General features: G+C 53.9%; 13 protein-coding genes and 1 tRNA gene. 9 read left to right on the plus strand and 5 right to left on the minus strand.

Translation table 11 applies throughout. The annotated features are described in order from the left end of the window. The first annotated feature begins 45 nt into the window (after positions 1-45). The 8 genes from pepN to BGP77_RS13105 all read left to right on the plus strand — a co-directional run bounded on the left by pepN (position 46) and on the right by BGP77_RS13105 (position 8,531). Entirely contained in the window at positions 46-2,679 is a 2,634-nt protein-coding gene (gene pepN / locus BGP77_RS13070; protein WP_108165168.1) for an aminopeptidase N, read from the plus strand. Positions 2,680-2,868: 189 nt separating this feature from the next. Further along, positions 2,869-2,944: transfer RNA gene (locus BGP77_RS13075), tRNA-Ala, on the plus strand. Between the two features lie 293 nt (positions 2,945-3,237). Beyond that, positions 3,238-3,543, plus strand: coding sequence for a hypothetical protein (locus tag BGP77_RS13080; RefSeq protein ID WP_108165169.1), 306 nt, complete (start codon positions 3,238-3,240; stop codon positions 3,541-3,543). Between the two features lie 96 nt (positions 3,544-3,639). After that, positions 3,640-4,197 (plus strand): CBS domain-containing protein, encoded by a 558-nt coding sequence (locus BGP77_RS13085; RefSeq protein WP_108165170.1) that lies wholly within the window; start codon positions 3,640-3,642, stop codon positions 4,195-4,197. Between the two features lie 295 nt (positions 4,198-4,492). After that, positions 4,493-5,167, plus strand: coding sequence for a hypothetical protein (locus tag BGP77_RS13090; protein WP_146171255.1), 675 nt, complete (start codon positions 4,493-4,495; stop codon positions 5,165-5,167). 94 nt (positions 5,168-5,261) lie between these two features. Next, positions 5,262-6,236, plus strand: coding sequence for an NAD(P)-dependent alcohol dehydrogenase (locus BGP77_RS13095; protein ID WP_108165172.1), 975 nt, complete (start codon positions 5,262-5,264; stop codon positions 6,234-6,236). Beyond that, a complete protein-coding gene (locus BGP77_RS13100; RefSeq protein ID WP_146171256.1) occupies positions 6,233-6,805 on the plus strand; it encodes a hypothetical protein in 573 nt (190 codons plus the stop codon). The genes BGP77_RS13095 and BGP77_RS13100 overlap by 4 nt, the downstream gene beginning before the upstream one ends. Before the next feature lie 73 nt (positions 6,806-6,878). Then, entirely contained in the window at positions 6,879-8,531 is a 1,653-nt protein-coding gene (locus tag BGP77_RS13105) for an AMP-binding protein (RefSeq protein ID WP_108165174.1), read from the plus strand. Positions 8,532-8,533: 2 nt separating this feature from the next. Here BGP77_RS13105 and BGP77_RS13110 read toward each other — a convergent pair whose 3' ends face one another. Beyond that, positions 8,534-9,022 (minus strand): hypothetical protein, encoded by a 489-nt coding sequence (locus BGP77_RS13110; protein ID WP_108165175.1) that lies wholly within the window; start codon positions 9,020-9,022, stop codon positions 8,534-8,536. Between the two features lie 188 nt (positions 9,023-9,210). On the opposite strand from BGP77_RS13110, the gene BGP77_RS13115 reads away from it, so the two are divergent. Further along, on the plus strand, positions 9,211-10,851 hold the full coding sequence (locus BGP77_RS13115) for an AMP-binding protein (RefSeq protein ID WP_108165976.1): 1,641 nt from the start codon (positions 9,211-9,213) through the stop codon (positions 10,849-10,851). A gap of 58 nt (positions 10,852-10,909) precedes the next feature. On the opposite strand, the gene BGP77_RS13120 is transcribed toward BGP77_RS13115, so the two are convergent. Genes BGP77_RS13120 through BGP77_RS13135 form a run of 4 tightly spaced genes read right to left on the minus strand, consistent with a single transcriptional unit; the run spans position 10,910 to position 14,809 of the window. Next, positions 10,910-13,150 (minus strand): patatin-like phospholipase family protein, encoded by a 2,241-nt coding sequence (locus tag BGP77_RS13120; protein ID WP_158269374.1) that lies wholly within the window; start codon positions 13,148-13,150, stop codon positions 10,910-10,912. A 47-nt stretch (positions 13,151-13,197) separates the two neighbouring features. Beyond that, the gene (locus tag BGP77_RS13125; protein ID WP_146171257.1) at positions 13,198-13,929 is read right to left on the minus strand and encodes a heparan-alpha-glucosaminide N-acetyltransferase; all 732 of its coding nucleotides are present in this window, start codon (positions 13,927-13,929) and stop codon (positions 13,198-13,200) included. After that, positions 13,926-14,474, minus strand: coding sequence for a hypothetical protein (locus BGP77_RS13130; protein ID WP_108165178.1), 549 nt, complete (start codon positions 14,472-14,474; stop codon positions 13,926-13,928). The genes BGP77_RS13125 and BGP77_RS13130 overlap by 4 nt, the downstream gene beginning before the upstream one ends. Beyond that, entirely contained in the window at positions 14,474-14,809 is a 336-nt protein-coding gene (locus tag BGP77_RS13135; protein WP_108165179.1) for a hypothetical protein, read from the minus strand. The genes BGP77_RS13130 and BGP77_RS13135 overlap by 1 nt, the downstream gene beginning before the upstream one ends. Positions 14,810-14,819: the final 10 nt, after the last annotated feature.

Here is a 14,819-nt window from a genome sequence, read left to right on the forward strand (position 1 = left end):
ACCTGTCTATTTATTATCGATGCATTTCTACAGAGCGAGACCTATATGCGCACCCAGGATCCGAAAACCATTTACCTGAAAGACTACCGGGAACCGGACTTTTGGGTGAAGCACACCGACCTGACGGTGCGAATTTTTGATGACTACACCGAAGTCAGCTCGCAGCTTCAACTGAGCAAAAACGCCAACACCCGTGGCCGCGAACTGGTGCTGAACGGCGTTGAGCAGGAAATCATAGAGCTGACGCTGGATGGTAAAACGCTCAGTGATGGCGACTACCGTCTGGACGGCGAAAACCTGACGCTGTCATGCGCCGCCGATGAGGCCGTTTTCAGTGCCTTGACGCGCATCTACCCGCAGCACAACACCTCGCTGGAAGGTCTGTATCAGTCCGGTTCCATGTTCTGTACCCAATGTGAAGCCGAAGGCTTCCGCAAAATCACCTTCTACCCGGATCGGCCGGACGTGATGGCCACCTTCACCACGCGCATTGAAGCCGACAAAGAACGCTTCCCGGTGTTACTGGCGAACGGTAACCCGGTGGGCGAGGGTGAGCTGGACGGCGGTCGTCACTTTGCCGTCTGGGACGATCCGCACCCCAAACCCAGCTATTTGTTCGCCATGGTCGCCGGTCAGCTGGCGCGCCAGGACGACAGCTTCACCACCGCCAGTGGCCGTGAGGTCAGCCTGCGGATTTTTGTGGAGCCGCAGAATGCGCACAAAGTCGACTTTGCGCTGGAATCGCTGAAAAAAGCCATGCGCTGGGATGAAGAACGCTTTGGCCGCGAATATGATCTGGACCTCTTTATGATCGTCGCGTCCGACTTCTTCAACATGGGCGCCATGGAAAACAAAGGCCTGAACATTTTCAACAGCGCGGCGGTTCTGGCCACGGCCGATACGTCAAAAGACATGAGCTTCGAGCGTATCGAAGCCATCATCGCCCATGAATATTTCCACAACTGGTCGGGCAACCGCGTTACCTGCCGTGACTGGTTCCAGTTGTCGCTCAAAGAAGGCTTTACCGTTTTCCGTGACAGTGAATTCACCGCCGATATGCACGACCGGGCGGTCAAGCGCATCGAGGATGCGACCGAGCTGCGCGCTCGCCAGTTCCCGGAAGACAATGGCCCGATGTCACATCCGGTGCGGCCCTCGTCGTACATCGAAATCAACAACTTCTATACCGCCACAGTCTATGAAAAAGGCGCCGAAGTGGTGCGCATGATTCAGACACTGATCGGTGAAGACGCGTTTCGCAAAGGCAGCGATCTGTATTTTGAGCGCTTCGATGGTCAGGCCGTGACCACCGATGATTTTGTTGCCTGCATGGAAGAAGTCAGTGGTCGCGACCTGACTCAGTTCAAACGCTGGTACAGCCAGTCCGGAACGCCCCGTCTGGCGGTAAAAGACAGCTTTGATGCCGGCAGTGGCGAGTATCGTCTGACCTTCTCGCAAAGCTGCCCGCCGACACCGGGTCAGGATGAGAAAGAACCCTTTGTTGTTCCTGTGAAGCTGGGTCTGCTGGGTGCCGACGGTCAGGACCTGCCGATTAAAACGGATGCCGACTACAACGCCGACACCCAAGTACTGACACTGACAGACGCTGAAACCACGGTCACCTTCACCGGCCTGAGTGAAAAACCAGTGCCAAGCCTGTTGCGCGACTTCTCAGCGCCGGTGCGACTGAGCTTCGACTACGCCGACGATCAGCTGGCGTTCCTGGCGCGCAATGACGCCAACGGTTTTAACCGCTGGGACGCATTGCAGCAGCTGTATTTGCGCACCATCTTGCGCTTGGCCGAAGACCACCGAGCGGGTCGTGAGCTCACCGTTCCGGGCATTTTGCTCGACACTGTGTCTCAGGTAGCCGGTGATGCTCAGCTGTCACAGGCCATCCGAGCCCGTATGCTCAGTTTGCCGAGCTACGCGATTTTGAAAGACGCCGTCGACGAAATTCATATCGAAGCGCTGATTGCGGCACGCCGCAAGGTGGTTGATCGCATTGCCAGCGGCAATCGCGACTTGTGGCGCTCGCTGACCGAGAGCCTGGCGTCGACGGCTGATTATCAGTTTAACGCCGACGAGGCCGGTCGCCGTGACTTACAGGGTGTTGCTCTGTGGTACTGGCTGAAAGCGGGCGACCAGGCGGCTTTTGACTTCTCCGCCGACCTATACCGTCAGGCCAGTAACCAGACCGATCGCAGCAATGCGCTTCGGGCCGTATTGGCCGGTGATGACCAAGCCCTGCAAGATGAAATGCTGAGCAGCTTTTTCGAGCGCTGGAAAGGTGATAACCAAATGGTTGAGCAATGGCTGTCACTGCAGGCCGCTGCGCCGGGCGTTTCCACCGCCGACATCGAGGCACTGATGCAACACGAAGCCTTTGATGTGAAAAACCCGAACAAGGTGCGTTCTGTGATCGGAGGCTTTGCCGGTAACACGGAGTGCTTCCACAACGCAGAGGGCGCGGGCTATCAGTTGGTGGCCGATATGATTTCCAAGTTAAATGCGCTGAACCCGCAGATCGCGGCGCGACTGGTGACCTTGTTTGCCGACTGGAAGCGTTACGAGCCCCAGCGCCGCACGCTGATGCAAAACGCTCTGAAGAGCATTCTGACCACCCCCGACCTGTCACGCGATGTGTTCGAAATGGCTGAACGGGCGCTGAAAGGCTGATCCTGCAGGCTAGAGTGCCAAGTCGTTGAAATTTCTATAAAAAACGGCTTGACACTCTCAGTCACCGACCGTAATATGCGCTTCGTTTTCGGGGCTCAGCACCCGAAAGCATGGTAAGACTTGAGGCTATAGCTTTTATGCTGCGAAGCAGTGCAGCTGGAAGCCGAAGGCTCAAGAGCTTCAAAATTTGGGGCTATAGCTCAGCTGGGAGAGCGCCTGCATGGCATGCAGGAGGTCAGCGGTTCGATCCCGCTTAGCTCCACCAAATTCGAAAAGCCGATCCGAGAGGGTCGGCTTTTTTTGTGGTTGGATGTGATTAGTGGTGCGTCAGCGACAGAGCGCCTGCATGGCATGCAGGAGGTCACGCCGGGGTCGCGTCCGACTTCGATCCCGCTTAGCTCCACCAAATTTGAAAAGCCGATCCGAGAGGGTCGGCTCTTTTTGTGGCTGCAAGATAGAGGAAGAGCACCCCGAGGCCGTTAAAAGACGCCAGCCTATTACTTTAATTTGCGAATATCAGGATGCTCAGCAATACTTGGTAGCAGAGGTGATCGTTTTATGCATCGCATCTTGTTATCGCTGTTTTTGCTACCGCTTTTCCTGCTCTACGCTGGTTCGGCCTTCGCCGACGACGAGCGTACTGACAGTGCCTCTCTTATCGGCAAGGTGGCTGAAGTTCTCGACGCCACTGATGGATTTGGTCAGTCAGTTGAAAGCGATGACGGTGCGGTGTTCACTGCTTACCCGAGCCGGCAATTGCCGTCGCTTAAGGTGGTTCTCCGGCGCTCTTCCGCACCTGATGTTCCTTCTCTTAACCCCTATGACTCAACGCTCATCCGAGCGCCGCCTGCCTGTTTCTCCTAGTTAATCAAGAATCTTTCACTTTCAAGATTGGCATAAAACCCCTTTGGTACCCGTATATCCGGCTGTGTATGGCCGCAACGGGTAGGAGACCGTGCTATGAAAAACATGACGTTGTACCCCCTGAGCGACATCAATGAACTGGCCTGGCCAGAACAACACGAATCGCTCTCACAGAATTCCCCGGCCGTCGACTTCTTTACCGACTTCGAGGCTGTTCAACCCCGGATTATCGAAGTGGCAACATCCGCTCTGGATGCCAGAAAGGTGATGATGACCACTCACGTACGATTGCTGTTGGTCGTCAACCAGTTGAATCATTTTGTCGGTGTGTTTAGTGCGGACGATGTTATTGAACGGAAGATCGTCCAGCGCGTGTCTGAAGGGTATCGTCGAGACGAGATCGGTGTAACCGATCTGATGACCCCGAAGAAACAGTTGACCGCCCTGGATATCACGGAAGTAAAAAGAGCGACGATCGGCAATGTCATCCAGGTACTTAAGAATGTGCATCAGCAACACTGCTTGGTGATCGACAGTGAACACAACCGAATTCGGGGAATCTTTTCGGCCTCGGACATCTCTCGAAAACTCAAACTGTACATCGACACCGACAACCGGTTCGATTTCAACAAGGTGTTCGAAGTGACTGCCTGAGGACTAAACTGACTCGGTTTTGCGCAAAAGGTCATACTCGGCGGGATGCATGAGTCGGTCCCCCTGAGCACCACCAACCTATAAAGCCGGTCCGCGAGGATCGGCTTTATAATAGTCTGCGCACGCTTATACACCGTCCTGTTGTTCCTGTCACAACACTTTTCAGCCAGTTTCTTTAACGGCCTCTTCAACCCTCGGCAAAATGCAGTAGGCTTTTCCGTTCGCGAGTTTCCCGCGACAAAGAGTTGAAGAGGGAATTCGGGCAGTGGACCTCAACATAAGGGAGCAATAACGTATGAAAACATGGCTGGTTTCGACGTTAACACTGATGTTGTGTGCTTGTGCGACACAGCCCAGTCTGGAACGTATGTCGAGCTCAATGAGTCGGCACTACGATTTAGCGACCTATTCTTCTGCCGACCTGGACGATCCTGACTTCAAACTCAAAGCGGCTTTTATTTACACCGTTCTCTATAACACCACAGAAGTCTGGACACACCGTATGAATGGAGAGGTCGGAAATACGGTGTTTATTCATGACAGTGGTGGCGAGCTGGTTTTTGATGAAAACCAGCAGCGCGTTGAGAGCTGTGAAAATATGGGGTCATTTAATTACGCCCATTATAAGCGGGAGCCGTTGGCCCATTTTACCGTGGATTCACTGCCTTGGTTAACATGGGGTAATTGCCGACAGGACAGCACAACCCTTCAACAACGTATAGAAGCCTATATGAAAGATTTTGAAATAGGGCTTCGTCAGGTAACGGACAATAACGTACCACTGATGCTGCCCAGTGGGTTCGATTTGACTCATCCGGGTGATCGTGAAGCCTTGGCGTTTTATTTCCAAGCGTTTGAGATAACAGGCTATGATCTGAACGCTTTTATAACCGGGCCTCAGCAAACGGCTGATCCGGTTTCTGATCTTTTGCACCATCTACAGCAAGGGTTCACAGAATTACTGAATTGAGCACCTGATCGCGCCGAAGTGACGAATGGGCAATGTGGTTGTGCGGCGGCACAGGCATGCTTGAGCTAACTCGTGATAACTGGGAAGGAACCCTATGAAAGCTATGATTTGCGAAGGCTACGGCAGCGGTGACGACCTGGTGCTCAGCGATGTTGCCAAACCCGAACTGAAAACCGATGCCGATTGTGTCGTCCGCATCCTCGCCAGCACAGTGAATGATTGGGACTGGATGTTGGTGCGTGGTAAACCCCGTCTTTATCGCTTGCTCTTTGGTTTATTGAGACCCCGTTGGAAGATTCTTGGGGCAGAAATTGTCGGTGTGATTGAATCGGTTGGCGCCAGCGTGACTGAGTTTAACCACGGTGATGTGGTGTATGGCGATGTATCGGAGGCCGGTTTTGGAGGCTATGCCGAATACGCTTGTCTGCCCGTGGCGTCCTTACGCCGGGTTCCTGATCAATTGGATGTTGAGTTGGCTGCGGCCCTGCCGCATGCGGCGGGACTCGCCTGGCAATCGTTGGTTGACGTGGCTCGGTTGGAACAGGGTGAGTCGGTATTGATCAACGGGGTTGGCGGCGGTATGGGCGTACTCGGTGCTCAGATTGCGCAGCACCATTTTGGTTGCACGGTCACCGGCGTTGATAAGGCGTTTAAGCTGGAGGCATTGCACTGGCTCGGACGTGCAGACGCACTCGATTATGAAAGGGTTGATTTTACGGGCACCGGGCAGCGCTATGATGTCATTATTGATGCACAAACAACGCGCACTCCTTGGCGATTGTTGAAGGCACTTAAGCCTGGCGGTCGTTATGTCAGCGTTGGAGGTGCCCCGGGACGATTAGTGGCCCTAGCTCTTATTGGGCCGGTGATCGGGCGTCTGACGAGGCGGCGGTTTCATTTGCTTGCACTCAAACCAAACCAGGGTTTGGATGAGGTTGAAACGTTGGTTCTGGCAAAGGAGATAGAACCGAGGATCGACAAGCGGTTTGCTCTGAGTGACCTGCCACTGGCGCTGCAACGTTTCGGGCGTTCTGAACATATCGGCAAAATAGTGATCCTTCCCAAATGAGCACCATTATGATGCTGGGCGGCGCTTCCCGGACGGGTAAAAGTCTGATCTCTCGGGAACTGTTGTCGCGCTTAGCGCTGCCGTATTTATCCATCGATCCTATTAAAATGGCGCTGTCCAAAGCAGTGCCATCCTATGAGTTAAATACGGACGAATCGTCCATTGTCGTCAGTGAGCAACTCTGGCCGTTTATCAGTGCACTGGCTCGCAATATGGTTGAAACCGGCGTGCATTATTTGATCGAGGGTGAAATCCTACCGTGGCAGGTCGCGCAGTTATCCGAGCAGCTTGAGGTGAGGATCCCGGCTTGTTTCGTCGGTTATGAAAACACAGTGATCGAACAGAAAATGGCTGACATTAAATCCTGTTCCGGCATGCCCAATGACTGGACAGCTGAACTCACGGACGCTCAGTTGTTCGACCTGGTGTCAGAGGGTGTTGAGTTCAGCCGTTACCTGCGCTCGCAGTGTGCTCAATACGGGCTCTATTACCAGGATTTTTCGACCGATTTTACGGCCGCTAAATCGGCGGTTATTCATTATTTTGAATCCACCTTTAAAGATCACTAACGTTTTTCATTGTTTTCCAAACTCACCGGACCAGGAATGTCCGGCTAATGCCATCAATCCCAAGGATGTTTATATGACTTATCCAATGCCACTGGCTGAGCTGGCCAGACACGTCGCTGAACGGGGTGATCAACCCTTTTTGCACCAACCGATTAACCGTCAACTGAAGATCTGGACCTGGGCTGAGGTTGACGATAACGCGCGCCGTATTGCTCAAGGGCTCATTTCCCTGGGCCTTGAACCCGGCGACCGGGTCGCTATTTTTGCCAAGAACAGCGCCGAATGGTTTATCGCAGACTGGGCCATCATGATGGCCGGAATGATCAGTGTGCCGATCTATGCCACCGCCAATGAAGACACGATCCGACACATCATCGAAGACAGTGGCAGCAAAGCCGTTTTTGTTGGCAAGTTAGATGAGGTTGCCGCCGGAGAGGCCGCCTTTGATGGCGGCCTGGCGCGCATCGGATTTCCTTACCCAACCCTCACTCACGATCACCGTTGGGACGATTGGCTCGCTCAGCATGCGCCGCTAAAGGAGGTCGCTGACCTGGGTCTGAACGACGTCATGACCCTGGTGTATACCTCAGGCAGCACCGGCAAGCCCAAAGGTGTGGTGTTGAAATATCGGCAGTATGCCGCGGCATCGGCCACCAATCGCGTTATTGGCCAAATTACGGAATATGATCGCACGGTGTCTTATTTGCCGTTGGCGCATGTTACTGAGCGAGCGGTGGTGCAGGGCACGGCGCTGTATACCGGTGGGCCGGTCTATTTTGTTGAATCGTTGGATACCTTTGTCGACGATTTAAAGGTGGCCCAGCCAACAACCTTTTTATCGGTGCCTCGGTTATGGACGCGCTTTCAGGCCGGCATTCATGAAAAAATTCCGCCTAAGACGCTGCAGTTTCTGTTGAGAATTCCATTGGTTGGTCAGCGGGTTGCGCGAAAAATTCGTGCCGGCCTTGGGTTGGATTCGGTGCATACCTTTGGATCCGGCTCGGCACTGCTGGCGCCCAGTTTATTGCAGTGGTATCACCGGCTGGGCATTGATATCTGCGAAGGCTGGGGGATGACCGAAACCACCGGTTTGTCAGCCTGTAATATGCCATTCCGGGCGGATCGCATGGGAACCATTGGAGTGCCGCTGGATTGTGTCGACATGAAAATCGCCGACGATGGTGAGTTATTGATTCGTGGCGACGCCGTCTTCGAAACTTACTACAACAATCCTGAAGTCACCGCAGACGCCTTTCAGGGCGGTTGGTTCCGGACGGGTGACAAAGCGGAGAAAAGGTCCGACGGTGCTTTTCGCATTGTTGGTCGCCTCAAAGAAGCATTCAAAACCGCCAAAGGAAAATACGTGGCACCAGGGCCACTGGAAAGCCGGTTAGCGGCCAATGCCGATATTGAACAGGTGTGCGTGATCGGTGCCGGTCGAACGCAACCGGTTGCAGTCGTGGTTTTGGCTGAGCATCGTGCTGAGTCTGATCGAAAGGCGATGCGAGCTTCACTGCGAGAAACACTGGAAACGCTCAATGCCAGCTTAGAAAGTCATGAAAAGCTGGAGGGCATTCTGGTGGCCGCTGAACCCTGGACCATCGAAAGTGGCCAGTTAACGCCGACAATGAAGCTGCGCCGGTCCAGTCTGGAGGACTGCTATGACGAGCGGCTGGGTCAACTCAGCGCTGGTGAAGTCCGCTGGGAGGATGAGAGCCGGGCTTAATCTTAATAGAGTTGAATAACGGGGTCTGCCTGGTTATCCAGCGCCTGTTGCAATCGCTCAATGTCAGCACGGCTGGTTGCCAGGCGTTCAATCAGGATGGCGTTCCGTTCTTGCAGTTCTTCGTTGGCTCGCACGGCTGCCTGATGTTCGCTTTCCAGTTGCGTCAGGCGGTTTAACCGCTCGTTTGCGCGCTCCAGGCGTTGCCGAGCGTTTTCTGCGGTGTCCCCCAGGTGGGCGTAATTGCTGCGCAGCTCGGCAATTTCCGCCTCCATTTCCTCAATGACCGTGACCACATCATCCTGATCTTCATTGAAGCGAGCCAGGGCTTTGCTTAAATGCGTTGCGCGCTGGCTCAGCTGCTGATTTTCAGCACGCAATTGTGACGTTTGGCCGCTGTTTGCCAGAACCATCACCAGCAAAACCAAGGTGCTCAGGGCAAACATCGCAGCGGCAATCACTGCGATGGCATAAGGCGGTACAAGTTTACGCATGGGTTGGTCGCTGACCGGCTATGAAGGTAGTGGCAGTTTACCCAAACGGCAGGCTCAGGGTCATCCCACATCGATTTTAGCCATGGGTTCATAGATGATGAATTTACAAAGAAGTTAACGTGCGAAAGTCGCCAGTTTGATCAATACTGACGGAATCCAAAAGAACACAAACAACAATGGATGCCACCATGACCTACCAGACTCCGCTGGCCGAGTTGGCCCGCCACGTCGCCGAGCGCGGCGATCAGCCTTTCCTGCATCAACCCGTTAACCGCAAGCTCATCGTATGGACCTGGCGTCAGGTCGATGACAACGCCCGGCGCATTGCCCAGGGATTGTTGTCCTTGGGGCTGAAGCCCGGTGACCGTGTGGCTATTTTCGCCAAAAACAGTGCCGAGTGGTTTATCGCCGATTGGGCGATCATGATGGCCGGGATGGTCAGCGTGCCGATTTATGCGACCGCTGGGGCCGATACCATTCGCCATATTGTTGAAGACAGCGGTGCCAAAGCGGTATTTGTCGGCAAACTGGACGACCTGGCTGCTGGTCAATCGGTATTTGATGGTCGCATCCCGCGCATTGGTTTTCCTTATCAGACCATCGATCATGACCACCGCTGGGAAGACTGGATCAACCAGCACCCGCCGTTGGAGACGGTAGCGGATATTTCACTCAATGATGTGATGACGCTGGTCTACACCTCGGGCAGCACGGGCAAACCCAAAGGCGTGGTTTTGAAGTATCTGCAATATGCGGCGGCTTCAACCACGAACCGGGAGCTGGTAGGAATGACCCCCGAGGACAGAGGCATTTCCTACCTGCCGTTGGCGCACATTACCGAGCGTGGCGTGGTTGAAGGGACGGCGTTGTATACAGGCGGCCCGATTTATTTTGTTGAGTCGCTGGACACCTTTGTCGACGACCTCAAAGTGGCCCGACCAACGACCTTTCTGTCGGTACCGCGTTTGTGGACCCGCTTCCAGGTGGGAGTGCATGAAAAAATGCCCGCCGAAAAGCTGCAGAAACTGCTCAAAATCCCGCTACTCGGTAAGCTGGTGGCACGTAAGATTCGCGCGGGGCTTGGACTTAATTCAGTACATACTTTTGGTTCAGGTTCGGCGCCGATCGCACCGACGTTGTTGCAGTGGTATCACGGCCTCGGCATTGATATTTGCGAAGGCTGGGGCATGAGTGAAACCACCGGCTTGTCGGCATGCAATATGCCGTTCCGTGCCGATCGCATGGGTACCATCGGTGTTCCTTTGGCCTGCGTGGAAATGAAGATTGCGGACGACGGAGAGTTGCTGATCCGCGGTGATGCGGTGTTCGAGGAGTATTACAACAACCCTGAAGCTACGGCAGAAGCGTTCGCCGATGGCTGGTTCCGCACCGGTGATAAAGCCGAGCAAACCGCTAATGGCGCGTTTCGTATCATTGGTCGGTTAAAAGAAGAATTCAAAACCACCAAGGGTAAATACGTCGCGCCGGTGCCGTTGGAGAGCCGTTTGTCCGGCAATCCGGATATCGAACAGGTCTGTGTGATCGGCGCGGGCCGGACACAGCCAGCGGCCGTTGTAGTACTGGCTGAACATCGCCGTAATGCAAATCGCGACAGCCTAAGCGCGTCGCTTCGACGGACACTGGAAGAGCTGAATGCAACACTGGAAAGCCATCAGAAACTTGAAGGCATTCTGGTGGCGAAAGAGCCTTGGAGTATTGAGAACGAGCGATTGACGCCAACGCTGAAACTGCGCCGCAGCTATTTGGAAGAGGTGTATAGCGAACGTTTGAATGACGTTACCGGTGGTGCGGTTATCTGGGAAAACTAACGCCCGATGTACAGTGGCGGTACAGTTATGTACACGCCACTGTGTTAGCCATAACGCCCTAGAAGCGGTGGCCGATGGTGAAATAGAAGGCCGTTCTATCAAGGCTGGCGTGACCCAAGGTCAACTGCATTTTCCCCAGCACAGTATCCATACCGGCGAACAGGCTGCCGGAGGTAACCCATTCACCCGGTTCAATCATCAGCTCATCTTCAATTCGACCGGTTTCTACGCTGGTTCCTAAAAACAAACCGCGCCCGAAAAAGTCCGGCATATCGGACAGCCGATAATAGTACTCGGCAGTGGCCAGTTGATATTCCAAACCCGTTAGCTGATTAAGACTCAGGCCCGACAGTCGGCCAGGACCGCCTAATTTGAAGCCATCATAGAAATACAGGTCTTCAGTGTTATCACCAAAGGTATTGCCAGCTTCAAACTGAAATTTCAGATGATGGCTGCCCAGCGAAAACGGCTTGATCATTTTGGCCGATATTTTGGTGTAGTCATCATCTGAACCCCAGTCTTTGATGGTCTCAAAAGCATCCAGACGGAACAGCAATCCCTGCGTCGGGTAACCAAATGAATCGAGTTGATCGTAGATGGCGTTGAAGCGATAGCCCGCCTGGAAACGTTCGAACGGTTCGATGCCAGATTCTACGACCTCATTCAAAAGCCCCAGGTCGTGTTTGCCTGCCACGTCGGTGGCGAAAGTACCCAGACGTATTTCGCCGCGTGCGCCGCTGACACCAAGGTCGAACCCCACTTCGCTGGTGGTCAGACGTGTGTTGCCCGCCCGGGTATTGCCTACATAAATTTCATTAAAATATCGGCTGCTGCTGAGGTGAGTGGCAATGAAACTGCCGTCGGTCAGCGACAGGGGTTGAATAAATTCACCGCGTAATAAAAAGTCGGTACCCAGGCGCACATCGAGCCGCAGTTCACCGTTGTGATCATTGAGCCAGGGCTGACGGTAACTGGCGCTGGCGTTGATTTCGGCTTGACGGGAATCGTCCGTCGCAACATCTAGACCAAAGCGCAAATAACCATGACCTTCGGGTTTTGAATCGGCGTAAATTTCGACGGTGCCGTAGTCATCAGAGTCGTAGGTTCGAACCTGATAACCGACGTAGGTGTAATCGCCACGGCCATAGATGTTGGAAATGTTGTCGTGCAGTTGAACGATGTCAAAGTTTTCACCACCATTAGCGGTAATGTCTCTCATGATGACCTGATCATTAAACGCCAGGTCGGCTGCGGTGGTGATACGCGTGATGTGAATGTTGTCTCGCCGGCGCGATTGCCGCTGTTGTTGCCATTGCTGATATTCTTCCGGTGACAGCGCCAGGTTGACCAAGTCGCTGTGGTGCAGGCGAGTCGCTATTTCACCTTGGTTGATGATATCGATGTAGCGGTCAAAATCAGCCGAGGTGAATTTCTGCATATCCGGTTCGACCAGAATGTCTTGGTCAGACAATAATTGCTGTGACTGCATTACGTTTTGATCCATCAGAATTTCGACGGATCGGTTGGCCACATCAAAGGATGAATCGTATTGCGTATCCCACTTATCTTTAATGCGCAGGCTGACGCCAATCACCACATCGCCGCACAGATCACGTCCGGCGGCGACCGGAAAATTTTGTACCAGACCGCCGTCGACATAATGCCGCCCTTCGATGGTCAGCGGAGCAATCAGAGCAGGTAACGACATGCTCGCGCGCATTGCCTGAGGCAAATTACCTTCACTGAATACGCGTTCCTCACCGGTTTCTAAGTCGGTAGCGACGGCCCGGAAGGGCGTTGGCAAGGTGTCAAAGTCGAGATCAACGACGGCGTAGCCGGTGCCGATTAACTCTTTCATAAACAGTTCAAAGCGATAACCGGATGCGATGCCGGTGGAGGGCGCCGGTATGCCGTATTGAGTGTCGAGTGAAAAACCAAAAAGCGATCGATAACTGTAAGCGCGCAGGCTTTGTTGAATCGATTGACGCGGTGGCCGCTCATTGAAAAATTCGACCAGGCTGTGTTCATCAAGAATGGCGGAGATTTCAGCGGAATTCATACCCACTGAATACAGCCCGCCGACCAGCGCGCCCATACTGGTGCCGACGACACAGTCGACCGGAACCCTGAGTTCTTCCAGGGTGCGCAAAACGCCAATGTGCGACAGACCTCGGGCGCCACCACCAGCGAGCACTAAGGCAATGGATGGCCGTTGTGAGTTAACGGTTTCTGCCTGAGTCGTTGTTGTGATGACGAGTGTCAGGATGGCAATAAGCCAAGTCTTTACTTGGGTAGGCATGGACATAAGCAGTCAGACTGAATGAGGCAGCTTATCATTAGCCAGACTCAGACGCTGCTCTGAATCAGCCAATGGATCAGCCAGGCGAGACCAAACAACGGCAATTGATGAATCAGATAAAAACCGAGACTGTGACGACCCAGCCACACCAGCGGACGATTGAATGGACCCAGAGGCAGAGCGTGCAGTCCAAATAATCGCCGGTGCCCCAAATAGAGGCCGATATAAACCACGCCCAGCCAAGGAATTAATCGGGTCAGATCGACAGTGGATGGCGGCAGCTGTAATGGTTTTGCAGTGACTTCATAAAGCGGCTGGAGGTTAAACCAGTCGGTGATATTGAACAGCACCAAAATTGCGATGCCGAATGCCAGAGCCAGCCGCGGATAGAAAATCAGCGGTAACGACAGCACACTGGCTAGCGCAATAAAGTGCAGGACGCCGAACCATACCCAGGCATAGGGATAGGCCAGCCAGGTCGCCAGGCTGATCACAGCAGCGCCAGCCACTATCTTTATTTCTCGACGCCAAAAAGCGCGCCAGCGCATGGCCTCCCTATTTGCCAAAACCAAGCTGATGCCGACCGTGGCAAAAAACAGCACGACAATAATGCCGCGGAACAGGGCCCAAAAGGGGGCGGTGGAATCGAAGGATACGTAGCCGTAAAGACTGAGGTCGTAGCCAAAATGAAACAGCGCCATCAGTACCAGTGCAATGCCACGGACCTGGTCAACGCTGGTCAGGCGTGGCATTGGCGAGCGGTGGGTGGCGGTTGTCAAAACAGCCCGTCGGCGGGGCTGACCGGTGTCAGCGGACGATAGATGACTTGGTGGTAAGGCCGGTTACCTGCCCAGGCCAATTGCTGGATCAATTCGGTGCGATCGGTCTGCCAACGGGTTTTCAGGATCAGCCGATCTTCGCTCAGAGCGGTGGCCCAGTCCATTTGAACGGGGGCAGTGTCAGCGTTGGGTGTTAAGACTTCTTCGCTGCCAGGTTCGCCGTATTGGCGGCTGATCAGGTGACGGACCTGCTCGAACTGGTCAATCCACGATTGTACCGGTGCATCCGGTGCGGGCTTGAACAAAAAGCGACCCTGAGATAACTGGCCAGCGGTGAATTGGTACACCAGACGAGTGACGTGAATGTCCGGTAAGCTGGCTTCGTAAATCAGGTAGTCAGTTTCGCCGAACGGCGTTCGGTTGGTGCGGGTTTCCGCCTGACGCACGTCATCAGGACTGGCGCCCCACATGGCCTGACCAAAGTCTTCAGCCACCGCCAAGGCGGGTAGGGCAAGTAACAACAGTGAGCAAAGCAAACGCATCATCAGGACCTATCGAAACGATCGAGCAGCTCATCGCCGCTCAGTTCATCAAAGCCTTTATTGGTCTCTTCGGTATCGGCTTCAACGCGCGCTTCTTCAGTGTCAAGTTGGCGATATTTCGGCAGCACGGGTTTGGACTGAGAGCCTGCGGTGCTGTCAGCCAGGTTGTTGGCTTCCAGGTACTTCTGGTAAGCCGACTTTTGCCGCTTCTTGTGTTTGGCCAAACGGTTATGAGAAGGGATTTGCCCCTTTTCGCCCTGACCGATGAAGTCTTTCTTGGAACCGGTTTTGACGTTGAGTTTGCCTTTTAAAGACCGGCTCTTCTTGCTGCGTGACATGGTGCCCCGT

This window comes from Saccharospirillum sp. MSK14-1, assembly GCF_003054965.1.
Lineage (GTDB): Bacteria > Pseudomonadota > Gammaproteobacteria > Pseudomonadales > Natronospirillaceae > Saccharospirillum.

Bases quoted from the DNA above. Each gene is read 5' to 3' on its own strand.
- pepN (WP_108165168.1), top strand. From the start codon at position 46: ATGCGCACCCAGGATCCGAAAACCATTTACCTGAAAGACTACCGGGAA.
- BGP77_RS13080 (WP_108165169.1), top strand. From the start codon at position 3,238: ATGCATCGCATCTTGTTATCGCTGTTTTTGCTACCGCTTTTCCTGCTC.
- BGP77_RS13085 (WP_108165170.1), top strand. From the start codon at position 3,640: ATGAAAAACATGACGTTGTACCCCCTGAGCGACATCAATGAACTGGCC.
- BGP77_RS13090 (WP_146171255.1), top strand. From the start codon at position 4,493: ATGAAAACATGGCTGGTTTCGACGTTAACACTGATGTTGTGTGCTTGT.
- BGP77_RS13095 (WP_108165172.1), top strand. From the start codon at position 5,262: ATGAAAGCTATGATTTGCGAAGGCTACGGCAGCGGTGACGACCTGGTG.
- BGP77_RS13100 (WP_146171256.1), top strand. From the start codon at position 6,233: ATGAGCACCATTATGATGCTGGGCGGCGCTTCCCGGACGGGTAAAAGT.
- BGP77_RS13105 (WP_108165174.1), top strand. From the start codon at position 6,879: ATGACTTATCCAATGCCACTGGCTGAGCTGGCCAGACACGTCGCTGAA.
- BGP77_RS13110 (WP_108165175.1), bottom strand. From the start codon at position 9,022: ATGCGTAAACTTGTACCGCCTTATGCCATCGCAGTGATTGCCGCTGCG.
- BGP77_RS13115 (WP_108165976.1), top strand. From the start codon at position 9,211: ATGACCTACCAGACTCCGCTGGCCGAGTTGGCCCGCCACGTCGCCGAG.
- BGP77_RS13120 (WP_158269374.1), bottom strand. From the start codon at position 13,150: ATGCCTACCCAAGTAAAGACTTGGCTTATTGCCATCCTGACACTCGTC.
- BGP77_RS13130 (WP_108165178.1), bottom strand. From the start codon at position 14,474: ATGATGCGTTTGCTTTGCTCACTGTTGTTACTTGCCCTACCCGCCTTG.
- BGP77_RS13135 (WP_108165179.1), bottom strand. From the start codon at position 14,809: ATGTCACGCAGCAAGAAGAGCCGGTCTTTAAAAGGCAAACTCAACGTC.